This is a genomic window from Saccharothrix longispora, assembly GCF_031455225.1.
Taxonomy (GTDB): Bacteria; Actinomycetota; Actinomycetes; order Mycobacteriales; family Pseudonocardiaceae; genus Actinosynnema; species Actinosynnema longispora.
The window spans coordinates 6076200-6100034 of record NZ_JAVDSG010000001.1; the positions used below are offsets into that span (position 1 = coordinate 6076200).

The following is a 23835-nucleotide window of genomic DNA, read 5'->3' on the forward strand; positions in this document are numbered from 1 at the left end:
TGCGACGTCGGTGTCGGACACCGCGCCTCTTCGTGCGGTCCCTCGATGGTCCGGCGCTCCAGGCTGGTGCCTGGTGCCCTCACGTACCAGGCATCACCTGGAACGCCGGCATAGCCGTGGGGGGGACCGGCTCGACGCGGCTTCGCAAGACACTATCGACCTGCCCGGACCACGCCGCACCCCACGCCCGTGAAGTCGGTCATAGAGGTGGTGAGGTCGATCACCACACCGGTTCAGCGGGCGGTGCGGACCGCCGCGGTGACCAGGAGGGCGGCGGTGGCGGCGAGGGCCAGCCACAGCCCCGGTCCCGGCTCGGCCCCGGCCGCGCGGGCGGCGGTGAGCGGGTACTCCAGGGCTCTCGTGCCGGTGACGGCGGCGGCCCCGAGCAGGAGCGCGGCGCCGTTGCCCGGTCGGGCGCGCAGGGCGAGGGCGGCGGCCCCGAGCACGGTCACCAGGGCGACCAGCAGCCCCCAGGAGCCGACGCGCAGGCCGAACGCGGTGATCGGCGCGTAGTCCCGGGCCTCGATCACGGGCAGCGCGAACGCGCCGACGGCGAGCAGGGCTGCGATGAGGGCGCCCGCGATCAGCGGCAGCGGGGCCTCCCCGGACGCGGCGCCCGCCTCGTCCCGCTCCACCGCGCCGGCCAGGGCGGCGGTGACGGCGGCGGCGAGGGCGGCCAGGGCGGCCACGACCGTGAACCACGTGCCGGGGCCGGGCTGGACGGCGTCGACCCGCGTGGCGGCGAACACGGCGTCGAGCGCGCCGGCGGCGGCGAGCGGGACGGTCGCGGTGGCCACGGCGAACGCCGGGCGGGCCGCGCCCCTGGCGAGCAGGGCCGCGCCCAGGACGCCGACGGCGACGGCGGCGGGCCACAGGAGCCGGGCGGCGTAGTCGGTGGGGGCGGGCAGGCCGGCCGGGAGGACGAGCTGGTCGGTCAGCGCGCCCGCGACGGCGGCGGCCGCGGCGACCAGGCCGAGGGCGCCCGCGACGGTGTGCAGGCGGCGCAGGCCGGGCAGCCCGGGTTCTGCGGGGCGGTCGGTGGCCCGGTCGGCGGTGCGGTCGCGCTGGGACCAGGTGAGCAGTGCGGCGGCCGCCAGCACCAGGAACGGGCCGGCGGCCGGGCCGACGCGGTCGGTCACCAGGGCGGTGGCGACCGGTGGGAGCGCGACGGTGACCAGGGTCGCCGCCAGGCCGAGCAGGCCGCCCCGGCGGGCCTCGGGCGTGGTGGCGCTGGCCGCGATCACGGCGAGGACCGGTGCGGCGACGACGAGCAGCAGGCCGCCGAGCATCGACGGGGTGGGCGAGTCGAGCGGGCCGCGTGCCGGGAGCAGCGCGTCGGTCGAGGTGAAGGGTGCGGCGAACAGGCCGGCGCCGGCCAGCAGGCCCGCGACGGCGGGGAGGACGAAGCGGGCGCGCTCGGCGCGCGCGTCCGGCTCGGCGAGGGTGGTCGCGGCCAGCGCGCCCGCTGCGACCAGCAGCACGTGGCCGGCGAGCAGCAGCCACACCCCCGCCGCGGGGGTGGGTGCGTCGAGGGTCGCCGGGCGGAACAGCTCGGGGCGCGCGGTGTCGAGCGGGTCGACGAGGACCTGGAGGTCGACCAGGAGGCGACCCACCGCGAAGACCGCGGGGGCGAGCAGCGAGGCGGCGGCGCTGACCTGGTGGCCGCGCGCGAGCAGGGCGGCGGCCAGGGCGGTCGGCGCGAAGGCGAGCACGGCCAGCAGCGGCCACGCGGTGAACGCCGGGGGCGCGCCCGCGTCGACCACCCCGACCAGCGGGGCCGCCGCGCCGAGCAGCGAGCCGGCGAGGCCGAGCCCGACCGCCGAGCGCAGCCTCGTGGGTGCCGATGAGACCGGGTCCGCGGTTCGGATCACCGGTCGGACGCTAGCAAAGGGGCGGCCGGCGGTCGCGGCGCGCGGGGTGCGCGCGGGGGAATGCGCGCGCGACGCGGCCGGTTGTCGGGGGTACCGCCTACCTTCACTCGTACGGGTGGTCTGAGGGGTCGGTGGGGTCCGACCGTTTCGGGAGTGGGAGGGGCGGGCACCCGAAGTGCACTGGCCCACGGGGTAGCGGGCTTCGGGGTACGGGGTTTTCGGGGTGTGGCACACGACCGGTCCGGGGAAGCGGGACGACCGTTCCGCTCCACCGCGGTGCGTCGGGCACCGCGGTGGAGCGTTCAGGACGTCCCCCGTCGGGGGAACGTCCGCTCGGAGCACGCCGCGCTGCGCGCACCGGAGTACGGGATACGTGATTCAGGTCACCTTTGAATATCGGTTGCCCGTAGCGCTCCGCGTGCAGTAGTGAGCCCAGTCACACGATCGGACCATGCTGCGGGTCACCCCATCGTGCCTGTACGCACCACGTTTCCTGGGGTTCCGATGACCGAAAGTCACAGTTGACAGTTCTGCGCGAGCCTTCGGGCGCTAAACGGTAGACATCGACACCGGGGATTGCCCTTAAGGGTCTCGCCCCGTTATCTTCCCCCGGTCCGTTGTCACGGTCTGGTCACAAGCAGGACAGCGAGTCGGTTACCCCGACCGGCTCGACCGGGATCCCCCGCCCGGTGTCCGACCGGACTCCCCGAAGACGGAAGGCCAGGTTTTGTCCCGACACCGCTCCCCCGGCGGCCATACGAGTTCTGCTGTGCTCGACGAAGCGGTCGAATCCGCCTCGACGCGTGCGGTCAGCACTCACCGGCTCCCGCCGCCGCCCTCGGCGCTGCGCGGCCGGATCGTGGTCGCGGCCGTCGCCGTAGGCGCTTTCGCCGCCGCCGGCGCAGGTCAGACGCTCCACGCGCTCGGCTCCGACTCCCCCTCCTCCGCCGACGAGGTCACACCGCTCGCGAACGCCGCCGACGGCGCCGCCGCGTTCGGCGTCGGCGGCTCCGGCCCCGCGGCACCGCAGGTCCTGCCCGTCGCGAAGACGGTCGACACCGCGGCCGAGGCCCAGAAGCTCGTCAAGAGCCAGCAGATCACCGAGAACCGCGAAGCCGCCGAGATCGAGGCGAAGCGCCCCAAGTACGTGCGCCCCGCCGCCGGCTCCTTCACCTCCGGTTACGGCGGCCGCTGGGGCGAGATGCACTACGGCATCGACATCGCCGGCCCCATCGGCACGCCGATCCTGGCCGCCGCGGATGGTGTCGTGGTCGAGGCCGGTCCCGCAAGCGGTTTTGGCCTCTGGGTCAAGGTCGAGCACGACGACGGCACCACGACCGTCTACGGCCACATGGACACCTTCTCCGTGCGCAAGGGCCAGCGCGTCATGGCGGGCGAGCAGATCGCCCGCATGGGCAACCGCGGCTTCTCGACCGGTCCGCACCTGCACTTCGAGGTCTGGAACCCGGCCGGCATGAAGATCAACCCGCTGACCTGGCTGAACGGCAAGGGCGTCAGCGTCTGACGCGTCGAGCGCCGGCCGGCCGCGCGACGACGCGGACGGCGGCAGCGGACGGCGGAGGACGACACGGACGACAGAGGCCGGGCTGCTCGACGAGCAGCCCGGCCTCACCCCGTGGTCGTGCGACCGCCCCCCCGGCGGCGATCCCCGGTGCGGCCACCGCCCCGACGCGGTGGGCGCACCCGTTCCCCCCTCGCCACCGGCGGCTCCCCCCGACGGCCGCTCGCCCCGAACGACCAGGCCGTCCCGCTGGTGACACCCCTTAGGACGCCCGGTGGCGGCCGGGGTTGCGGGCGAATCCGGATTTACCCGGACAGGTGACGTCAGGCGGCGCCGGAGTCCTCACCCGGCCGGGCGTCGTACGCGGCGCGCGCCGCCGCGACCTCGGGTTCGTGCCGGTCGGACCGCGTGCCGAGGACCTGGTCGACCCGTGCGTGCTCACCCGAGGGCGTCAGCTCGTAGTCGACGCGCGGAGGCGCGGTCGGGGTGCGGTGCTCGGCACCAGCCCGTCGCGCTCCAGCCGGCGCAGGGGCGCGGTCGTCATCGACTTCCGCCACGGCTCCGGAAGACCCGTCAGAGCTTCACCAGGGGCACGCCGCCGATGAGCATGAGCCGCACGGTGCCCGAGCCGCCGAAGTCGATCGTGGCGGTCGCCCGGGGCCCGGAGCCGTCCACGGCCACCACGCGCCCCAACCCGTACTTGTCGTGCGTGACCCGGTCGCCCACGTCGAGCTTGATCGCGGGCGTGTCCTTCCACTGGTTGTTCACCGGCGCGGGACGCGGCGAGGACGACGAGTGGCCCCACGAGGTGGGCGCGGACGGCGCGGACCGCCTCGGCTCGACCCTGCGCCAGTCGACCAGCTCGGCCGGGATCTCGTCGAGGAACCGCGACGCGGGGTTCGCCGACGGCTGGCCCCACGCCGAGCGCACCAGCGCCCGCGACAGGTACAGCCGCTGCTGCGCCCGCGTGATGCCCACGTAGGCCAGCCGCCGCTCCTCGGACAGCTCCGCCGGGTCGCCCAGGGCCCGCATGTGCGGGAAGACGCCGTCCTCCCAGCCCGTGCAGAACACGACCGGGTACTCCAGGCCCTTCGCGGTGTGCAGGGTCATCAGCGTGACCACCCCGTCGGACTCCGCGTCCGGCACCGAGTCGGCGTCCGCGACCAGCGACACCCGCTCCAGGAAGGCGCCCAGCGACCCCTCGGCGGGCAGGCCCTCGTCCTCGTCCGGGACGGGGACGGCCGTGCCCAGGTCGGTGAACTCGCGGGCCACCGTGACCAGCTCGTTGAGGTTCTCGACCCGGGTGTGGTCCTGGGGGTCGTCGCTGGCCTCCAGCTCGGCCCGGTAGGCGGTCCTCTCCAGCACCGCCTCCAGGATGTCGGCCACGTCGTCGCCGCGCTCGACCATCACGCCCAGCTCGTCCATCAGCTCGACGAACCCGGCGATGGCGTTGCGGGAGCGCGGGTTGAGCATCGGCACGCGGCCGACCACGGCGTCGCGCAGGGCCTGGGCGAAGCCGATCCGCTCGCGCTCGGCGTAGGTCGAGACGCACGCCTCGGCGCGGTCGCCGATGCCGCGCTTGGGCACGTTGAGGATGCGCCGCAGCGACACCGTGTCGTCCGGGTTGGACAGCGCCCGCAGGTAGGCCAGGGCGTCGCGCACCTCGCGCCGCTCGTAGAACCGCACGCCGCCGACGACCTTGTAGGGCAGGCCGAGGCGGATGAAGATCTCCTCGAACACGCGCGACTGGTTGTTGGTGCGGTAGAACACGGCGATCTCGCCGTTGTTCGCCTCGCCGGAGTCGACCAGCCGGTCGATCTCGTTCGCGACGAACTGCGCCTCGTCGTGCTCGTTGTCCGCGACGTAGCCGACGATCTTCTCGCCGTCGCCCAGGTCGCTCCACAGCCGCTTGTCGCGCCGGTCCGGGTTGCGCGAGATGACCGCGTTGGCCGCCGTCAGGATGGTCTGCGTCGAGCGGTAGTTCTGCTCCAGCAGGATCGTGGTGGCCTGCGGGTAGTCCCGCTCGAACTCCACGATGTTGCGGATCGTCGCGCCGCGGAACGCGTAGATCGACTGGTCCGCGTCGCCCACCACGCACAGCTCGGCGGGCGGCACGCCGTCGGAACCGGTCCCGACCAGCTCGCGGACCAGCGTGTACTGGGCGTGGTTGGTGTCCTGGTACTCGTCGACCAGCACGTGCTTGAACCGGCGGTGGTAGTGCTCGGCCACGTCGGGGTGGTCCTGGAGCAGCTCGACGGTCCGCATGATCAGGTCGTCGAAGTCGAGCGAGTTCGACTCGGTGAGCCTGCGCTGGTAGCTCTCGTAGACCTCGGCGACGCGGCGCTCCAGGTCGTTGGTCGCGCGGTCCTTGGCCGTGGCCGCGTCCACCAGTTCGTTCTTCAGGTTCGAGATGTGGATGGCGAGCGTGCGCGCCGGGTACCGCTTCGGGTCCAGGTCGAGGTCGCGGGCCACCAGGGTGATGAGGCGGCGCGTGTCGTCCGAGTCGTAGATCGAGAAGTTGGACGACATGCCCAGCACCTTGGCCTCGCGGCGCATGACCCGGACGCACATCGAGTGGAACGTGGACACCCACATCGACCGGGCGCGCGGGCCGACCAGGTCGGCCACGCGCTCCTTCATCTCGGCGGCGGCCTTGTTGGTGAAGGTGATGGCCATGATCTCGCCGGGGTGCGCGCCGCGCTCGGACAGCAGGTGGGCGATGCGGCGCGTGAGCACCCTCGTCTTGCCGGAACCCGCACCGGCGACGACGAGCATCGGCGACCCGGCGTGCTCGACGGCCCGGCGCTGGGCCGGGTTGAGGTCGTCGAGCAGGCGCGCGGACCGGGAGGAGGGGGGACTTGCGGGCAAGTCGAACAAGGCGCTCATCGTCCGTCCACGGTACCGGGTGCCCCCGACAGCGCGGGTGCTGTGGCATAGTGGGAGTTGTGCAGGCGACCCACTTCGAGTTTTTCTACGGGAACCGGATTCCGGCTCCCGTGGGGCGCTAGCGCGACCAAGCCACCACGAAGCCCCGGAGTCCTCGGACCCCGGGGCTTCGTCGCTTCCGGGGCAGGGACTCCCACCAGAGTCGAGAGGTCCTCACGATGAACAGCACCGACGCCGCCCCCACCGACGCCGGCCACGGCGCCGACCACGACATCGACGCGCTCCGCCAGGAGATCGACCACCTGGACGCCGAGCTGCTGCGGCTGGTCAAGCGGCGGATCGAGATCTCCAAGGTCATCGGCGCGGCGCGGATGGCCGCGGGCGGCACGCGGATCGTGCACAACCGGGAGATCGACGTGCTCAACCGCTACCGGGAGCTCGGCCCCGAGGGCCGCGACCTGGCGATGATCCTGCTCAAGCTCGGTCGCGGGCCGATGGGTCGCCAGTGACCGCACGGGCGAACGCCCAGCCGGTGAGCGCGGACCTGGCGCGCGCCAGGTCCGCGTCCACCAGCTGGGTGTCGTCCGGCACGTAGGCCAGCGGGTCGTCCAGCAGCTCCAGCCCCAGCAGCCCCTCCACGAGGGCGTGCAGGCACAGCGCGGCGTACCCGCGCAGGTAGCCGCCCTCCTGCGTGAGCACGGCGGGCAGGCCGAGGCCGGCCACCGCGCCGCCGATCCACCGGTAGCCGGCGGCGGTCAGGTTGTGCCTGCCGTTCGGGTCGAACGCCGAGCCGTCGAAACCCGAGGCGCAGACCAGCAGGTCCGCGCCGAACTCGGTGACCGCCGGGAGCGCCACCTCCTCGAACGCCCGCCGGTAGGCGTGGTCCCCCGCGCCGAGGGACAGCTCGACGTTGACGTTGCCCGGCCCGCTCTCCTCCGGTCCGCCGGTCTGCGCGTGGTTCGCGCCCCACGGGCCGTGCCGCATGTGGACGGAGACGGTGAGCACGTCCGGTGTGTCGCGGAACACCTCCTGCGTGCCGTTGCCGTGGTGGACGTCCCAGTCGAGGACGGCGACCCGGCGTCCCGCGCGGCGGGCCGTCTCGGCGACCAGCGCGGCGTTGTTCACCAGGCAGTAGCCGTCCGCCAAGCCGGGCTGGGCGTGGTGGCCGGGCGGCCGGACCAGCGCGTAGGCCAGGCGCGCCCGCCCCTCGGCGACCGCCTCGTACGCGGCGAGCGCGGTGCCGGCGGCGGCCCTGACCGCGTCCCACGAGCCGGGGCCGACGACCGTGTTGACCTCGACGTTCGTCCGCCGGCGGCAGGCGTCGCGGAGGTGCTCCAGGTACTCGGGGGTGTGCACGCGGGCCAGCTCGTCGTCCCCGGCGAACCGGCCGGGCGACCAGGTGAGGTGGCGGGCGACGGGGCCGTGCCGCAGGGCGTGCCGGAACGTGCGCAGCCGGGCGGCGCTCTCCGGGTGCGGTTCGGGGACGTCGAGGCAGTCCCACTCGCCCGGCAGCTCCCACAGGCCCGAGCCCGGGTCGTGCTCCAGGCAGGCGTCGTGCCAGAAGACCTCCACGCGACGGTGGATATCAGGGCGATCACGGATGGTCCAGCGGGTTTGGCCGCGGGCACACTGTCCGCATGGGAGTCATCGGTCTGATCACGGGCCTCGTCGCGATCCTGGGTGTGCTGGCCGCGCTGGCGCACGACGGCTACCTCGCGATGCTGGGCTCGGCCGCCAAGTCCAAGCGCGCCGCGGGCGCGCCCATCGCGCAGTACGTCCGAAGCCGGTGGACGCTCGCCGGCGTGACCACGATCATCGCCCTGGTGGGCCTGCTCATCACCTCGGGCGAGGGGGTGTCCGGCGACGTCATCGGCGCGCTGATCGCGGGTGGCGCGGGCCTGGCCGCCACCAACGCGCTCCAGGGCACCCGGAAGAGGCTCAACAGCGGGAGCTGAGCGACAGACGGCCAAGATTCACTCTTAAGTGTGGCAGTGGTCGTTACAAGGCTGATCCGGTCGGCTCCACGTGGACCCCGCGCCTACGGTGAGGTGGTCGCGGGGTCCACGACATCCCATCCCCGGTGCCCCGCACGTCACTTGAGCCACACAGGTGAGCTGCCCCTTCCCGGGCGTCCGACCAGGGGGTGGGAGGGGTCTGCACAACATGGACATCGGGGAACAGGAGCGGTCGGGCAGGCACCGGGTCGACGACCGGGTGGCGGTCCGGCTGCCCGACATCGGCGACCCGCCGCCCGCGGCGGCGCTCTCCCTGCCCGCCCAGCGGGCGCGCGACCCGTTCGTCGACACGGACGCGGTGGGCCTGCGGAAGTTCGACATCGGCCTGGTGCCCGCCTCGGTGACACCGCCGAGGACGTGGCGCCGCGCCGCGTGGTTCGCGGTGCTGTCCTCCGCCGCGGTCCTCGTGGGCCTGGCCGTCGTGGCGTCGGAGCTCGTCGGGCCGGTCGGTCCCGCGGAGCGCATCGGGATGCCCGGCTACCCGACCGACGTGCCGCTGCTGACGAGGTTCCCGAGCGGCACGCCGTCGACGGCGGGGACCACGGCCGTCCCCACGCCCGACGACCGCCGCACCGCCCCCGGTCCGCGCGTGGACGTCCTGCGCGCGGGGTCGGGCGACGGCTCCCCGGAGGAGCGCGGCGGTGTGCCCGGCGGCCCGTCCGGCACCCGATCCGGGGGCCGCGCCCCGGACGTCACAGTCCTCCCGCCTTCCGCGCCCGGCGTCACCACCGTGCCCGGCGACTCGGCGCCGCTGGTCGACGTCGAGGACGTCGCCACCCTCACGGAGCGGTTCTACGAGGAAGCGGTGCGGAACGCGGGTACCGCCGTCGCGATGGTGTCGGCGGCGTTCCGACCGGACGCGCGGGCGTTGCTGGAGCAGCGGTACGCCGACGTGTCGCTGGTCGAGGTGAAGCAGATCAGCGTGGACCCGGCCAGGGGGACGACGACCAGCACGATCCTGGTGACCCGCGCGGACGGGTCGACGAGCACCGAGCGGTGGGAGCTGGTGTTCACCACCGGCGACGAGCCGCTCATCGCCGCCGAGAGGCCCGCCGGGAGCGCCTAGCGGTCGTTCGCGGACGCACAGCGGAACGCCGCTGCGTAGCGCTTCGCCCGATCGAGGGACGACTGTTGGCCGCTCACCGCCACGAACGGGTGAACTCGTGCGCCGAACTGGCTTTCCGCTGGTCGGGCACGGTACCTGTCTTGCGTCGTCCAGCCGAGGAGTCCCAGTGCAGCGCTCCACGACGAGCGGTCGCAGGCACAGCCGCGCGGGTTCGGTGTCCGTCGCCGAGCTCATCAGGAAGCAGCCGGCGCCGGTGCGCACCCCCTCACCCGGTCGGGCCGCCGCGCACGGCCCGGTGACAGGCCCGGTGACCGATCCGGTGACCGATCCGGGGGCCGACCCGCCCGTCCGGGGGCCGCGCCCGTCGGCCCGGCGGGGCAGACGGGCGCGGCTCGTCGGCGTGGCCGCCGGTGCGGCGCTGGTGCTGGCCTCGGTGGCCGCCGCCTCGCTGCTGGCGGCCCACCGCGGAGCCGGGCCGGACGAGCCGCGCGTCGAGGCGCCCGGGCCGATCAGCGGTGCGTCCGCGCTGCGCCCCGACGTGCTGGCGGAGCGCCTGGGCGTGAACCGGCCCGACGGGCTCCCGCTCGGCGCGTCCCCGGTCGCCGAGGACCTGCCGTCGCCGCTCGGGGACGACGTGCACGCGATCCTGCCGACCGGGCCGAAGCCGCAGGTGGAAGCGGTCCGCAGGTTCTTCGAGCTGCTGCCCTCGAAGCCCGTCGACGCCTCGCGGCTGCTGTCGCCGGACCTGCTGGGCGACAGCGCCCGGGAGTTCGTGGCGGCGTGGCGCGGCGTGCGGGCGATCACGATCGAGTCGACCAGCCTGCGCCCCGACGGCGCGGTCCTCGCCGTGGTGTCCGTGCAGGAGTCCGGCGGCGACTGGATGCGGGTCGAGCAGCTGTTCCGGCTGACCGACACGACGGTCCCGCGGATCGTCGACGCGGAGGTCCTGTCCGCACAGCGGAAATGACCGTGCGTGACGATCCGCCGCTCTCGATTGACCCTGCGTGCATGTCAACTGTGTTTATGTGTCGGACTTCCCCCAAAGGGGTTACGAACTCGGTCACAATTCGGTATCCATGTCCCGGTCAGTAGCGCAACGCACTCCACCGGGAGAGGTGTCCAGCGGTGTCGAACGACGACAAACGCCGTCGATTGGATGGTGATTCGACGGCGAAGCTGTCGGTCGCCGACCTGATCGCGCGGCGTGAGGCGGAGACGCAGCCGATCCCGAGGATCACCGAGGACCTGCCCGCGCGCGGGTCCGAGGAGACGGTGCGCTTCACGCCCACCGCCAACCTCTCCGGCCGGGAACTGCACGTCACCGAGCTGCTGAAGCGCGAGGGGCGGGCCGGCGAGGAGGAGCGCGGCGGCGGGTTCTCCGTGCCGAAGATCGTCGCGATGGCCGGTGGCGGCGTGGTGCTCGCCGGCACCGTCGCGTTCAGCGCGACCAACCTGCTCTCGTCGCCCGACGAGCGACCGCCGGCGGAGGTGCGCTTCGACGCCCGCCCGGCCGCCCGGGCCACGAACACGCTCACCAAGGACCTCGGCGCGGCCGCCGCCAAGCAGCAGGAGACGCAGCAGGCGCAGGTCGAGACCACGACCACCACGCCGGAGCCGACGACCACCCAGCGCCCGCAGCGCACCCAGCAGCAGGCGCCGAGGCAGACCACCGCGCAGGAGCAGGCCCCGTCGACCACGGCGCAGGCGCCGACCGCCGTCACCGAGCAGACGACCACGCCGCCGCCGAGCACCGGCACGACGACGCCCGCGCCGCCGAGCAGCACCCCGCCCGCCTCGCCGACCTCGTCGTCCACCGCGCCGCCCTCCTCGGACGCGAGCACGCCGCCGTCCTCCGCGCAGCCGTCCCCGACCCCGCCCTCCTCGACGGCGCCGTCCTCCAGTGCGCCCTCCTCCAGTGCGCCCTCCTCCAGCGCGCCGTCCGCCGGGATCGGGGTAGGCCTCGACCTGGGCGGCCTGCTCGACCCGATCGGCGGCTTCGACTTCTTCGCGCCGGGGAACTGATCGCTCCACGCACGCCGCGGGTCGACCCGGGACACCCGGGTGGGCCGTTCGGCGTGCCCTGGTCGCGCGTCCGGCGCGGCTCCGCGGCGGTTGGGCCGTTCGGCCCCAATGTGCGCGGTCTTCGCGGGAACACCTCCCGCCCGACGCCCTCATCGGGTATCCCTTCCCGGTCACCCCTCCACGGGCGTCGTCCCGGCGCGGGTGACCCGCACAACGGTGCGAAAGCCGTCGTCACGACCGGGGTAGGCTCTGCGGGCGAGCGGTGGCCTAGCCTGTTCCGCGCACCGACCCGCACGACGAGGAGCCCCAGCGTGAGACCAGCTGCCCTTGCCGCGGCCACGCAGCGCCCCAGCGAGGTGGTCCGGTGAGCAACGACGGTCGCGTGATCGCCGATCGCTACCGTTTCCTGGACAGGATCGGCAGCGGCGCGATGGGCGTCGTGTGGCGTGCCCAGGACGAGCGGCTCGGCCGCGTCGTCGCGGTCAAGCAGCTGCTGCTCCAGCCCAGCCTGGAGGCGCGCGAGAAGGACGAGGCGATCCAGCGCGCCATGCGCGAGGGCCGCATCGCCGCGAAGCTGCACCACCCCAACGCCATCGCCGTCTACGACGTGGTGGAGGAGGACGGCGCTCCGTGCCTGGTCATGGAGTACCTGCCGTCCTACAGCCTCGCCGACACGATGGCCGAGCACGGTCCGCTGGACCCGCTGGAGGTCGCGCAGATCGGCATGCAGGCCGCCGCCGCGCTGGCCGCCGCCCACGCGGCCGGGATCGTGCACCGCGACGTGAAGCCCGGCAACGTGCTGCTCGCCGACAACGGCCTGGTCAAGATCACCGACTTCGGCATCTCGCGGGCCAGCGACGACGTCACGGTCACCAAGACCGGCCTGATCGCGGGCACCCCCGCGTACCTCGCGCCGGAGATCGCGCGCGGCCAGGACCCGACGCCCGCCTCGGACGTGTTCTCGCTCGGCTCGACGCTGTACGCGGCGGCCGAGGGCGAACCGCCGTTCGGGCTGTCGGAGAACACCCTGGGCGTGCTGCACGCGGTCGCCGCGGGCCGGATCAACCCGCCGACGCTCGACCACCCGCTGACCGACGTGCTGCTGCGGTTCCTCAACTACGACCCCGAGGCCCGGCCGACCATGGCCCAGGCCCGAGACCTGCTCAACGCGGTCGCGCACGGGCGCAACCCGAGCCTGACCGGCCTGGCCCCGGCCACCTCGATCGGGCTGGCGCCGCTGGGCGCGGGCGCGACGACCGTGCTGGACGGCGACCGCACCCGCGTGGTGCGCCCCGGTCCGCGCACGGTCGGCCCGCGGACGGCCGGGACCATCCCGCCGGTGGCCCCGCCGCCGTCGAACAACAACCGGCCGCTGGTGGTCGCGGCGGTAGTGCTGGGCGTCATCCTGCTGGTCGGCTTCCTGCTCGTCGCGCTCGACGTGTTCGACAAGTCGCCGACCACCCCGCCGGCGGGCGGCTCCAGCTCGTCCACGCCCGCGCCGACGACCACCACCACACCGCCGCAGGTGGTGACGACGACCCAGGAGGTGGTCCCCACGACCACGACCCAGGAGGTCGTCCCGACCACCACGACCCAGGAGCGGACCACCACCACGACGACCACGACCACCACCACGACGACGACCACCACCACGTCGACCACCACGACGACGCCACCGACGACCTCGATCTCGGTACCACCGGTGAACCCGGTCGGGTCGTGAACCTCGTATGGTGTGCGTCGAACCCAATCGGGTGATGCACCGTTCTTGTCCTAGTGGCGTCCGGTCGTTCGCCACAGAAGTCCTAGCACTTACTGGGAGCACGCCGTGACCGACGATGGCCGCCTGGTTGCCGGCCGCTACCGACTTGGCCAGCGGATCGGCAGCGGTGCGATGGGCATCGTCTGGCAGGCGCACGACGAGCGCCTGCACCGCACCGTCGCCGTGAAGCAGCTGCTGCTCCAGCCGGGGCTCGCGGAAGCCGACACGGACGAGGCGAAGCGCCGCGCGATGCGCGAGGGCCGGATCGCGGCCCGCCTCCAGCACCCGCACGCCATCGCGGTGTACGACGTGGCGGAGGACGACGGCCAGCCGTGGCTGGTGATGGAGTACCTGCCGTCCAAGAGCCTGTCCACGGTGCTGTCGGAGCGCGGCACGCTGCCGCCCCGCGACGTGGCCTCGATCGGGCAGCAGGTGGCGTCGGCGCTCGCCGCCGCGCACAACGCGGGCATCGTGCACCGCGACATCAAGCCCGGCAACATCCTCCTCGGCAACGAGGGCACGGTGAAGATCACCGACTTCGGCATCTCCCGGGCCACCGGCGACGTCACGGTCACCGCGACCGGCATGCTCGCCGGCACCCCGGCGTACCTCGCCCCCGAGGTGGCCAAGGGCTACGACCCGGGCCCGCCGTCGGACGTGTTCTCGCTGGGTTCGACGCTGTACGCGGCGATCGAGGGCATGCCGCCGTTCGGTCTGAACGAGAACACCATCGCGCTGCTGCACCAGGTGGCGTCCGGCAAGGTCGTGCCGCCCAAGCAGGCCGGTCCGCTGACGGCGCTGCTGATGCGCCTGCTGCGCGCCGAGCCGGAGGACCGGCCGACGATGGCCGAGGCGCGCGAGGCCCTGGCGGCGGTGGCCGCTGGCCGGGCCGCGCCGGACTTCCCGATGCCGATGCCGCAGAGCCACCCGCCGTCGTGGCAGGGCTCGCCCGTGCAGACGCCGCCCGCCGCGGCGACCCGCGCGATGACGCCCGCGTCGGGCATCCCCCAGGGTCACCAGAGCGGGTCGCCCGCCGCGACGCGCGTGGCGCCCGCCGTGCAGGCCCCGCCGCCCGTGCAGCAGCAGGCCCGGCCCGCGGCGTACATCCCGCCGCCGGACCGCCCGCGGGGCGCGTCGAGACCGGCCGGCCGCGGCGGCGCGCTCAAGAGCAAGCGCTCCACCGTGATCACCGCGCTCGCCATCGCGGGCGCGGCCACCGCGGGCATCCTGCTGGCCAGCCTGATGTCGGGCGGCGACGACCCCGGCAACCAGGCGGGCCCGAACACGTCGACCACCGCGCCCGCCGCGGGCGGCGAGCCGTCGACGACGTCGACGAAGAAGGCGCCGGGACCGCCCGCCACCTACACCAGCGCGCCGACGGAGCAGGACCAGGAGCGGACGGTCCGCGAGTACTACCAGCTGCTGCCGGTGGACCTCGACGCCAGCTGGGGCCGGCTGGCCCAGCCCATGAAGGACGCCAAGGGCGGCTTCGAGGGCTACAAGAGCTGGTGGAACCAGTTCGAGACGGTCGAGCTGACGGGCGTGCGGCGGAACTCCGATTTCGCCTACGAGGTCGAGCTGACCTTCACCACCAAGGGCGGCCAGCAGGTCGTGGAGCGCAAGCTGATCGTGCTCCAGTGGGCGCAGCAGAGCCTGTTCATCTCCAACGAGCAGAACCTCGGCCGGTCCTAGGGGGTCGTCGTCCCCTGCGTCGTCGTCCCCTGCGTCGTCGGCCCCTGGCTGGCCGCCGCGGCCCGCAGCGCCTTCAGCAGGCTGTCCACGGCGGGCGAGCCGACGGCGTCCTCGCGCGCGGCCGCGCAGATCGTCCTGGTCGGCTCGGGGCGGCGCAGCCTGCGCACCACCACGCCGGGGTGCACGACGCCCAGGCTGAGCCTGGGCACGATGGTCACGCCGAGCCCGGCCGCGACGAAGCCCTGCGCGGTCGGGTAGTCGTCGGCCTCCACCACCACGGTGGGCGCGAACCCGGCTCCCGCGCACGCGTCGAGCACGATGCCGCGGCACGGCCCCGGCGGCACGACGGCGTCCACCCACGGCTCCCCGGCCAGGTCGGCGAGGTCCAGCACGCGCTTGCGGGCCAGCTCGTGCCCGCGCGGCAGCACGGCCAGGTACGGGTCATCGAGCAGGTGCACGAGGTGAACGCCGCGCGTCGGCTCGTCGGTCGCGTGGCTCACCACGACGGCCACGTCGGCCCGCCCGGCCGCCACCTCGACCGCGGGGTCGTCGGGCTCGGTGAGCTTCAGGTCGAGCGCCACGTCGGGGTGGGCGGCGCGGAACGCGGCCACGGCGGGCGGCACGAGCGCCGCTCCCGCGGTGGCGAAGTACCGCACGCGCAACCGGCCCGTGCGGCCCGCGCGCAGGTCGGCCAGGGCCGCCTCGGCCTCGACGAGCCGGTCGGCGATGCGGGCGGCGTGCTCGGTGAGCACCCGGCCCGCCGTGGTGGGCCGCACGCCGCGCCCGACGCGGTCGAGCAGCGGCAGCCCCGCCTCCCTCTCCAGGGCCGCCACCTGCTGGCTGACGGCCGAGGGCGTGTACCCGAGGTTCTCCGCGGCGGCGGTGATGGAGCCGGTGGAGACCACGGCCCGGAGCACCTGCATGCGTCGTACGTCCAACATGCCGCCACGCTACAGCTCTGCTTAAGCGTCGTGCAGTTCTCTTCACTTGTGCTGATGCTTCGCATGGCTCAGGGTTGACCCGTGAACAGACCCGGCACGCTGATCAGGATGGGCGTCCTCGCCCTGCTGTGGGGCTCCAGCTTCCTGTGGATCAAGATCGCCCTCACCGGCCTGTCGCCGGTCCAGATCGCCCTGGCCCGCACGGTCCTGGGCGCGGGCGTCCTGGTGGTGCTGCTCCGGGTCGGCGGTCGGCGGCTGTCGCGCGACCGGGCGGTGTGGGGCCACCTGGCGCTCGCCGCGGTGTTCGGCAACGTCGTCCCGTTCGTGCTGTTCGCGGTCGGCGAGCAGACCGTGGACTCCGGCGTGGCGGGCGTGCTGAACGCCACCACGCCGCTGTGGGCGCTGGCGATCGGCCTGGTGCTGGGCACGGAGCGCGGCGGCGGCGCGGTGCGGCTCGTCGGCCTCGCGCTCGGCTTCGCGGGCACGCTGCTCATCTTCGCGCCGTGGGAGCGGGCCGGCCTGGCGAGCTGGGGCGCGCTGGCGTGCCTGCTGGCCGCCGCGTCGTACGCGGTCTCCTACAGCTACGTGGGCCGCACGGTGGCCGGGCGCGGCTCCACGCCCCTCCAGCTCTCCGCCACGCAGCTCGTGGCCGCCTCCGGGCTCACCGCGCTCGTCGTGCCCGCGGGCGGCCTCCAGCCGGTGCACCTCGACTGGCGGCCGCTGGTCGCCGTGGCCGTCCTGGGCGTGTTCGGCACCGGCGTCGCGTTCGCCCTCAACTACCGGCTCATCCAGGACGTGGGCGCGACCGACGCCACGACGGTGGGCTACCTGCTGCCGGTGGTCTCCGTGCTGCTCGGCGCGGCGTTCCTCGGCGAGGCGCTCGACGCGCGGGTGGTGCTCGGCATGGTGGTCGTGCTCGCGGGCGTCGCGCTGACCCGGAAGCGGCGCGCCCCGGCGCCCGGCGTGCCGATCCGGGAGTTGGCGACTACGCTCAAGTGACCAGGGATAACGCTGGGTTACCCGCCGGTATGAGCCAGTTGGGACACCCGTCCTGGGCAAACGGGTGGACTTGAGACGCAGGTCTCCCCCGATCGCGTGGTGTTCAGGCGAAGCACGTCCCGATTCGCCCCCTCGGACGTCTCTTCTCATGAAAGGGATGGACGCCGAAGGGAACCCCAAGGACATGAGCACCGAGAGCATCACCACCACGACGACGTTCCACCTCCTCGTACCGGGGATCGCCCCGGCGCCGGTGGAGGCCGAGCTGCACTACGAACCGGAGGACCCGTACGCGGTGGCCGTCCTGTTCCACACCGGGCAGGGCAAGGTCGAGTGGATCTTCGCCCGCGACCTGCTGGCCGACGGCCTGCTGACCGCGTCCGGCGAGGGCGACATCCTCATCCGCCCGGCCGCCGACGACCCGGAGCGGGTCCTGCTGGAGCTGAACGCGCCGACCGGGTTCGCGATCCTGTCCGCCGAGGCCGAGCACATCGCCGAGTTCCTGGACCTCACCTACGACGTGGTGCAGCCCGGCGAGGAGGACCTGTGGATCGACTTCGACCGCGAATTGGCCAAGCTGGTCTCGACCAACTGACCTCGTCGCCTACCCTCGTAACCCGTGACGGGGTCCGGGGGGACGGTAGGCGGTCGGTACGCGCTGGTCGAGCGGGTCGGCAGCGGCGCCATGGGCATCGTCTGGCGGGCGCACGACGAGCTCCTCGACCGCGAGGTGGCCGTGAAGCAGCTCCGCATGCCCGACCTGACGCCGGACGAGGCGGAGGTCGCCAGGGCCCGGGCGATGCGCGAGGCGCGCAACGCCGCCAGGCTGCACCACCCCCACGCCGTCGCCCTGTTCGACGTGGTGGTCGAGGACGGCCGGCCGTGGCTGGTCATGGAGCACCTGCCCTCCCGCAGCCTCGCCGGGCTGCTGGCGGAGGACGGTGCGGTGGGCCCGGCAGAGACGGCCAGGATCGGCGGCCAGGTCGCCGCCGCGCTCGCCGCGGCGCACGCGGCGGGCATCGTGCACCGCGACGTGAAGCCGTCCAACGTGCTGATCGGGCGCGACGGCACGGTGAAGCTCACCGACTTCGGCATCTCCCGCGCCACGGGTGACGGCACGCTGACCGACAGCGGCATGATCACCGGCACCCCGGCGTACCTCGCGCCCGAGGTGGCGCGCGGCGAACAGCCGGACAGCGCCTCCGACGTCTTCTCCCTCGGCGCGACCCTGTACGCGGCGACCGAGGGCAGGTCGCCCTACGGCGAGTCGGACAACAACTTCGGCCTGCTCTACCGGGCCGCCGCCGGCCGGATCGAGCCGCCCACCCGCTCGGGCGGGCTGACGGACCTGCTCACCCGAGTGCTGTCCCCGGACCCCGCGGAGCGGCCGACCGCCGCCGAACTGGTGGACCTGCTGGTCGCGCACGCACCGGCGACCTCGCCGATGTCCGCCCCGAAACCGGCGCCGGGACCCGAGCCGGAGCCCGAACCCGCCGAGGTGCCCGCGGCGGAACCCGCCCCCGGCCCACGCCGGCGCGGGGTGGTCGCCGCGCTGTTCGTGGCCGTGCTGCTGGTCGCGGGCGTCGTCGGGTACACCGCGGTGGACCTCGACGTGGTGGACCTCGGCAACGCGCTGGGACTCCACGACGGCCGGCCGCCGGTCGAGCAGTGGGTGCCGTCCCCGGCCGACAACGCCGTCGAACTGGTCCGCGGCCACTACGAGGTGCTGCCCGAGGACCCGTCGAGAGCGTACGAGAACCTCGCCGAGTCCTACCGCCTGCCGTTCGAGGAGTACTCCGCGTTCTGGGGCCGGTACGAGGACGTGCGGATGTCGCTGATCGAGGCGGTCCAGGACGGGGCGACCGTCCTGGTGCGCACCCGGGTGGTCTTCGTGGAGGCCGGGGTGGAGACCAGCGGGGACTACGAGCTGCGGGTCGAGCCCGGCCCCGGCCGACTGGTGATCACGGGCTCGCAGCAGTTCGGCTAGACCAGGCGGCGGTCCGACGCCCAGCGCGACAGCTCGTACCGGTTGGACAGCTGCGTCTTGCGCAGCACGCTCGACACGTGCGTCTCGACCGTCTTCACCGAGATGAACAGCTCCGAGGCGATCTCCTTGTACGCGTAGCCGCGCGCCAGCAGCCGCAGCACGTCCCGCTCGCGCGGGGTGAGCAGGTCCAGCTCCGGGTCGCTGATCGGGGCCGCGCCCGGCCGGTCCGCGAACGCGTCCAGCACGAACCCGGCCAGCCGGGGGCTGAACACCGCGTCGCCCTCCGCGACCCGCACGACCGCGCGCACCAGCTCCTGGCTGGAGATCGTCTTCGTCACGTACCCGCGCGCGCCGGCCCGGATGACCGCGATGACGTCCTCGGCCGCGTCGGACACCGACAGCGCCAGGAACACCACCTCGGGCAGCGCCGTGCGGACCTGCCGCAGCACCTCCGCCCCGCCGCCGTCGGGCATGTGCACGTCGAGCAGCACCACGTCGGGCCGGTGGTGGCCGATGCCGACGACCGCCTCCCCGACGGAGCCGGCCTCGCCGACCACCTCGACGTCGTCCGTGATCGAGTCCAGCTCGGCCCGCACGCCCGCGCGGAACAGCGCGTGGTCGTCCACCAGGAACACCCGTACCGCCACGGTCCGGCCCCCGTCTCCCACTCGTCAGCCGATCACTTGTCGGCTGCCTTCCTCGGCATCATCAGCTGCACTTCCGTCCCCTCGCCCAGCGAGGTGCGGATGCGGACTTCACCGCCGTGCCGCTCCATCCTCCCCCCGATGGAGTCCGCGAGGCCATGCCGGTCCTCCGGGACGGTCTCCGGGTCGAAGCCCTTGCCCCGGTCGCGCACGAACACGGTCACCCGATCGGGCTCCACCTCGCCGTACACGCTGATCTCGGCGACGCCCGCGTGCTTGGCCGCGTTGACCACCGCCTCGCGGGCCGCCTGCACCAGGGCGTACAGGTCGGGGTCCAGCTCGCAGTCGCCGACCACGACCGGCTGCACGGACAGCGCGAACTGGTCCTCCACCTCGCCGGACGCGGCGGTGAGGGCGGCGGACAGCGTCCTGGGCCGGGTGCTGTCCTCCACGACGTTGCCGTACAGCCACTCGCGCAGCTGCCGCTCCTGGCCGCGGGCGAGGCGCTTGACCTCGCGCGGCTGCTCGGCCTGCTTCTGGATCAGCGCAAGCGTTTGCAGGACGGAGTCGTGCAGGTGGGCGGCGATCTCGGCGCGCTCCTCGGTGCGGATGCGGACCCGGCGCTCCTCGCCCAGGTCGTTGATCAGCTTGATCCACAGCGGCACGGTGAGCACCGCGACGCCGCCGAGCGTGGCGACCACCGCGAGCAGGGCGAACCGCAGCTGGTCGATGCCGTAGCTGTTGACCAGCAGCACGCCGATGCCGATGGCGACCAGGGCGACGCCCGCGAGCACCCGCACGACCGTGGTGCGGCCGGTGCCGAGCAGCCCGGACCGCGCGCCGTCCCGCCAGCGGCGGCGCTGGGCCTCGTCCGCCTCCCGCCACACGACGGCCGCGCCGACCATGGCCACCGCGAGCGGCCCGGTGATCCAGCCGCTGACCGGGCCGGAGACCAGGCCGGTGAGCACGGCCGCGCCGATGCCCAGGGCGAGCAGGCCCAGCGCCTGCTGCCGCTCCCTGGGGTTCGGGGGCTGCTCGGGCACGCCCGCCGCCTGCTGCGGCACGAACAGCCACAGCAGGCCGTAGGCGATGGCGCCGACGCCGTTGAGCGCGGTCAGCGCGGCGAACACCGCGCGCACCCAGAACACCTCGACGCCGAGGTGGTCCGCGACCCCGCCGGCCACACCCGCGACCACGCGCCCCGTGCGCCTGCGGCGGACCGGCTCCGTGGCTTTCGCCTTCGTCTCCACGCTCACCCGACGATCGTCACACGCGGGTGGGGGCAGGTCATCAGGGTTCCACCCCATGCCCGGTTCAGGGTGCGTCCCGGATGTGCGGGGCGGCCCCCGTCCAGCAAGCTCGTCATCGTGAGCGGGAACATCAGCGCAGCGGGCGTCGAGGAGACGCTGAAGGACTTCTGGGTCAGCCGACCCAGGCGGCCACACGACGGTCGCAAGATCGCCGGTGTCGCCGCCGGTATCGCACAGCGGTACCAGATCGACCCGGTGATCGTCCGGGTGGCGTTCGTCGCGATGGCGCTGTGCAACGGCGCCGGCGTGCTCGTCTACCTGCTGGGCTGGCTGTTCCTGGCCCAGGAGGGCGACGAGGCCTCGGCGGCCGAGGCGCTGGTCGGACGGGGGCGCAGCTCGACGCCGACGCCCCTGACCGTGGCGCTGGGCATCGCCGTGCTGCCCGCGACGGGGTTCTTCGTCGACGGCGGGTTCACGATGGTCGGCGGCGTGCTGCTGTCCGTCGGGGGGATCTACCTGCTGCACCGCGGTCGCGGGCAGCTCAACCGACCGGCCGCGCCACCGACGCTGCCGGCCTACGACCCGGGGGTGCCGGTGCAGGACCAGACGACCGAGCGGGTGACGCCGCCCGCGTGGGACCCGCTGGGCGCGGCCCCGTTCGCGTGGGACCTGCCGGAGCCGGCGGGCGTGCCCGAGCCGGTGGTGGCGCGGTCCCGACCGGTGCGGCGCAGGTCGAGGGCGGGCGTGGCCACGTTCGGCGTGGCGATGCTGGTGCTGGCCGGTTCGGTGATCGCGGCCGACCACTGGGCCTGGTTCACCGTGCCGCACGTCATCGGCCTGCTGGTCGCGGTGATGGGCCTGGGCATGGTGGTCGGCGCGCTGCGCGGCGGCGGCGCCAAGGGCCTGCTGTGGTTCGTCGTGCCGCTGTCCCTCGTCGGAGTGGGCATGACCGCCGCCGACCTGGAGACCCTCCGGACCGACCGGATCGGCAGCCACCGGCCCGCGCCCACCGCGATCGAGCAGGTGCAGCCGCGCTACGAGACGGGCATCGGCGAGGTCGACCTGGACCTGACCGGTCTGCCGGACACGGGATCGGTGAAGACGGTCGTCGAGGTCGGGGTGGGCAGCGCGCGGGTGACGGTGCCGGCGAACGCGGACGTGGTGGCGACCTGCCGCGCGGACCTCGGGTCGACGCGGTGCCTGGGCGCGGAGTCGGGCGGCGAGGACCGGCTGGAGACCGTCGACGACGACGGCGCCGACGGCCCGGGCGGGTTGAGGATCGAGCTGGACGTGCGGAGCGAGCTGGGAGAGGTGGTGGTGAGCCGTGGCTGACCAGGATTCGGTCGAGAAGCGCGGGGTCGACGTGGTGGGGCTGGTGCTCGCGGTCGCGGCCCTGGTCGCCGCGACCTACATGCTCTCGGACGGCGCCTCGTGGCCCGCCTTCCTCGACCTGAGGTGGGCGCTGGCGGGCGGGGCCGTGGTCATCGGCATCGGCCTGCTGGCGGGATCGGCCCGGCGACGGGGGTAGCGACCGAGGGGGTCGGTGGAAGAGCGGAAGGCCCGTCCCGGGTGGGACGGGCCTTCCGGCCGTTCAGGGGAGGGTCACTCCCACTCGATGGTGCCCGGCGGCTTGCTCGTCACGTCCAGCACGACCCGGTTGACCTCGTCCACCTCGTTGGTGATGCGGGTCGAGATGCGCTCCAGCACGTCGTACGGCAGGCGCGTCCAGTCCGCGGTCATGGCGTCCTCGCTGGACACCGGCCGCAGCACGACCGGGTGGCCGTAGGTGCGGCCGTCGCCCTGCACGCCGACGCTGCGCACGTCCGCCAGCAGCACCACGGGGCACTGCCAGATCTGCCGGTCGAGGCCCGCGGTGGTCAGCTCCTCGCGGGCGATGGCGTCGGCCTTGCGCAGGATCTCCAGGCGCTCGGCGGTCACCTCGCCGATGATGCGGATGCCGAGGCCGGGGCCGGGGAACGGCTGGCGCTGCACGATCGTCTCGGGCAGGCCCAGCTCGGTGCCGACCCGGCGCACCTCGTCCTTGAACAGCGCGCGCAGCGGCTCGACGAGGGCGAACTGGAGGTCGTCCGGCAGGCCGCCCACGTTGTGGTGGCTCTTGATGTTCGCCGCGCCGGTGCCGCCGCCGGACTCGACGACGTCCGGGTACAGCGTGCCCTGGACCAGGAACCCGTAGTCGCCCTCGGCCTTGAGGTCGCGCTCGGCCTGCTCGAAGACGCGGATGAACTCGCGGCCGATGATCTTGCGCTTCCGCTCCGGGTCCGTGACGCCGGCCAGCGCGTCGAGGAAGCGCTCACGGGCGTCCACGGTCACCAGGTTCACGCCGGTCGCGGCCACGAAGTCGCGCTCCACCTGGGCGCGCTCACCGGCGCGCAGCAGGCCGTGGTCGACGAACACGCAGGTGAGGCGGTCACCGATGGCGCGCTGCACGAGGGCCGCGGCCACCGCCGAGTCGACGCCGCCGGACAGGCCGCAGATGGCCTTGCCGTCGCCGACCTGCTCCCGGATGCGCGCCACCTGCTCGTCCACGATCGACGAGGTCGTCCACTGGGGGCGGATGCCCGCGATGTCGTGCAGGAAGCGGCGCAGCACCTCCTGGCCGTGCGGGGAGTGGCCCACCTCCGGGTGGTACTGCACGCCCGCGAACCGGCGCTGCGGGTCCTCGAACGCGGCCACCGGCGCGCCCTCGCTGGTCGCGGTCACGGTGAAGCCCTCGGGGGCCTTGGTGACCGAGTCGCCGTGGCTCATCCACACCGGGTGGCTGGCGGGCAGCTCGTCGTGCAGGAGGCCCCCGTCCTGCCGGACGCCCAGCTCGGTGCGGCCGTACTCGCGGGCGCCGGTGCGCTCGACCGTGCCGCCCAGGGCGCCCGCCATGGCCTGGAAGCCGTAGCAGATGCCGAACACCGGCACGTCCACCTCGAACAGCTTCGGGTCCACCTGCGGGGCGCCCGGCTCGTAGACGCTGGACGGGCCGCCGGACAGCACGATGGCGGCCGGGTCGCGCTCCAGCAGTTCCGCCACGGGTGTGGTGTGCGGGACGACTTCCGAGTAGACCTGCGCCTCCCGGACCCGTCGGGCGATCAGCTGCGCGTACTGCGCGCCGAAGTCGATGACCAGCACGGGGCGGTTGCTGCTCTCAGCCACTGCTGCAAAACCTCTC

At 73.9% G+C, this 23835-nt stretch carries 21 protein-coding genes; 13 read left to right on the forward strand and 8 right to left on the reverse strand.

What is annotated here, in order from left to right; translation table 11 throughout:
- Window positions 1-233: 233 nt before the first annotated feature.
- Complete coding sequence (locus J2S66_RS25565; protein WP_310309863.1) at window positions 234-1871, reverse strand: hypothetical protein; 1638 nt, start codon at window positions 1869-1871, stop codon at window positions 234-236.
- 769 nt (window positions 1872-2640) lie between these two features.
- On the opposite strand from J2S66_RS25565, the gene J2S66_RS25570 reads away from it, so the two are divergent.
- Window positions 2641-3396, forward strand: coding sequence for a M23 family metallopeptidase (locus J2S66_RS25570; RefSeq protein ID WP_310309864.1), 756 nt, complete (start codon window positions 2641-2643; stop codon window positions 3394-3396).
- A gap of 320 nt (window positions 3397-3716) precedes the next feature.
- Here J2S66_RS25570 and J2S66_RS25575 read toward each other — a convergent pair whose 3' ends face one another.
- Together J2S66_RS25575 and pcrA are read right to left on the reverse strand one after the other, a co-directional pair.
- A complete protein-coding gene (locus J2S66_RS25575; RefSeq protein ID WP_310309865.1) occupies window positions 3717-3950 on the reverse strand; it encodes a hypothetical protein in 234 nt (77 codons plus the stop codon).
- Window positions 3951-3966: 16 nt separating this feature from the next.
- On the reverse strand, window positions 3967-6279 hold the full coding sequence (gene pcrA / locus J2S66_RS25580) for a DNA helicase PcrA (RefSeq protein WP_310309866.1): 2313 nt from the start codon (window positions 6277-6279) through the stop codon (window positions 3967-3969).
- A 218-nt stretch (window positions 6280-6497) separates the two neighbouring features.
- On the opposite strand from pcrA, the gene J2S66_RS25585 reads away from it, so the two are divergent.
- Complete coding sequence (locus J2S66_RS25585; RefSeq protein WP_310309867.1) at window positions 6498-6788, forward strand: chorismate mutase; 291 nt, start codon at window positions 6498-6500, stop codon at window positions 6786-6788.
- Here the strand turns inward: J2S66_RS25585 and J2S66_RS25590 are convergent.
- On the reverse strand, window positions 6754-7851 hold the full coding sequence (locus tag J2S66_RS25590) for an arginase family protein (protein ID WP_310309868.1): 1098 nt from the start codon (window positions 7849-7851) through the stop codon (window positions 6754-6756). The two genes, J2S66_RS25585 and J2S66_RS25590, sit on opposite strands and share 35 nt — an antisense overlap.
- Before the next feature lie 65 nt (window positions 7852-7916).
- On the opposite strand from J2S66_RS25590, the gene J2S66_RS25595 reads away from it, so the two are divergent.
- The 6 genes from J2S66_RS25595 (at window position 7917) to J2S66_RS25620 (ending at window position 14836) form a co-directional block, all read left to right on the forward strand.
- The gene (locus J2S66_RS25595; RefSeq protein WP_306743561.1) at window positions 7917-8234 is read left to right on the forward strand and encodes a hypothetical protein; all 318 of its coding nucleotides are present in this window, start codon (window positions 7917-7919) and stop codon (window positions 8232-8234) included.
- Window positions 8235-8442: 208 nt separating this feature from the next.
- Window positions 8443-9360 (forward strand): hypothetical protein, encoded by a 918-nt coding sequence (locus J2S66_RS25600; protein ID WP_310309870.1) that lies wholly within the window; start codon window positions 8443-8445, stop codon window positions 9358-9360.
- A 166-nt stretch (window positions 9361-9526) separates the two neighbouring features.
- On the forward strand, window positions 9527-10327 hold the full coding sequence (locus J2S66_RS25605) for a hypothetical protein (RefSeq protein WP_310309872.1): 801 nt from the start codon (window positions 9527-9529) through the stop codon (window positions 10325-10327).
- Between the two features lie 158 nt (window positions 10328-10485).
- On the forward strand, window positions 10486-11382 hold the full coding sequence (locus J2S66_RS25610; RefSeq protein ID WP_310309873.1) for a hypothetical protein: 897 nt from the start codon (window positions 10486-10488) through the stop codon (window positions 11380-11382).
- A 364-nt stretch (window positions 11383-11746) separates the two neighbouring features.
- Window positions 11747-13105: a serine/threonine-protein kinase gene (locus J2S66_RS25615; RefSeq protein WP_310309874.1), complete on the forward strand. Its 1359-nt coding sequence runs from the start codon at window positions 11747-11749 to the stop codon at window positions 13103-13105.
- Window positions 13106-13210: 105 nt separating this feature from the next.
- Entirely contained in the window at window positions 13211-14836 is a 1626-nt protein-coding gene (locus J2S66_RS25620) for a serine/threonine-protein kinase (protein WP_310309876.1), read from the forward strand.
- On the opposite strand, the gene J2S66_RS25625 is transcribed toward J2S66_RS25620, so the two are convergent.
- Window positions 14833-15777, reverse strand: coding sequence for a LysR family transcriptional regulator (locus J2S66_RS25625; protein ID WP_310309877.1), 945 nt, complete (start codon window positions 15775-15777; stop codon window positions 14833-14835). The two genes, J2S66_RS25620 and J2S66_RS25625, sit on opposite strands and share 4 nt — an antisense overlap.
- A 108-nt stretch (window positions 15778-15885) precedes the next feature.
- On the opposite strand from J2S66_RS25625, the gene J2S66_RS25630 reads away from it, so the two are divergent.
- The 3 genes from J2S66_RS25630 (at window position 15886) to J2S66_RS25640 (ending at window position 18763) form a co-directional block, all read left to right on the forward strand.
- A complete protein-coding gene (locus J2S66_RS25630) occupies window positions 15886-16776 on the forward strand; it encodes a DMT family transporter (RefSeq protein ID WP_310315075.1) in 891 nt (296 codons plus the stop codon).
- 184 nt (window positions 16777-16960) lie between these two features.
- Window positions 16961-17371, forward strand: coding sequence for an SsgA family sporulation/cell division regulator (locus J2S66_RS25635; RefSeq protein WP_306743568.1), 411 nt, complete (start codon window positions 16961-16963; stop codon window positions 17369-17371).
- A 24-nt stretch (window positions 17372-17395) separates the two neighbouring features.
- Window positions 17396-18763 (forward strand): serine/threonine-protein kinase, encoded by a 1368-nt coding sequence (locus J2S66_RS25640; RefSeq protein WP_310309879.1) that lies wholly within the window; start codon window positions 17396-17398, stop codon window positions 18761-18763.
- On the opposite strand, the gene J2S66_RS25645 is transcribed toward J2S66_RS25640, so the two are convergent.
- Both J2S66_RS25645 and J2S66_RS25650 read right to left on the reverse strand, forming a co-directional pair.
- Window positions 18760-19410 carry a response regulator gene (locus J2S66_RS25645; RefSeq protein WP_310309880.1) on the reverse strand — a complete coding sequence of 217 codons (651 nt, stop codon included), beginning with the start codon at window positions 19408-19410 and terminating at the stop codon, window positions 18760-18762. The two genes, J2S66_RS25640 and J2S66_RS25645, sit on opposite strands and share 4 nt — an antisense overlap.
- 32 nt (window positions 19411-19442) lie before the next feature.
- Window positions 19443-20714, reverse strand: a complete 1272-nt coding sequence (locus tag J2S66_RS25650; RefSeq protein ID WP_374726128.1) for an ATP-binding protein — start codon at window positions 20712-20714, stop codon at window positions 19443-19445.
- 60 nt (window positions 20715-20774) lie between these two features.
- Between J2S66_RS25650 and J2S66_RS25655 the strand changes: the two genes are divergently transcribed.
- Window positions 20775-21989, forward strand: a complete 1215-nt coding sequence (locus J2S66_RS25655; protein WP_310309882.1) for a PspC domain-containing protein — start codon at window positions 20775-20777, stop codon at window positions 21987-21989.
- Window positions 21982-22185, forward strand: a complete 204-nt coding sequence (locus J2S66_RS25660) for a hypothetical protein (protein ID WP_310309883.1) — start codon at window positions 21982-21984, stop codon at window positions 22183-22185. The genes J2S66_RS25655 and J2S66_RS25660 overlap by 8 nt, the downstream gene beginning before the upstream one ends.
- Window positions 22186-22259: 74 nt before the next feature.
- Here J2S66_RS25660 and guaA read toward each other — a convergent pair whose 3' ends face one another.
- Window positions 22260-23819, reverse strand: a complete 1560-nt coding sequence (guaA, locus tag J2S66_RS25665; protein WP_310309884.1) for a glutamine-hydrolyzing GMP synthase — start codon at window positions 23817-23819, stop codon at window positions 22260-22262.
- Window positions 23820-23835 lie beyond the last annotated feature (16 nt).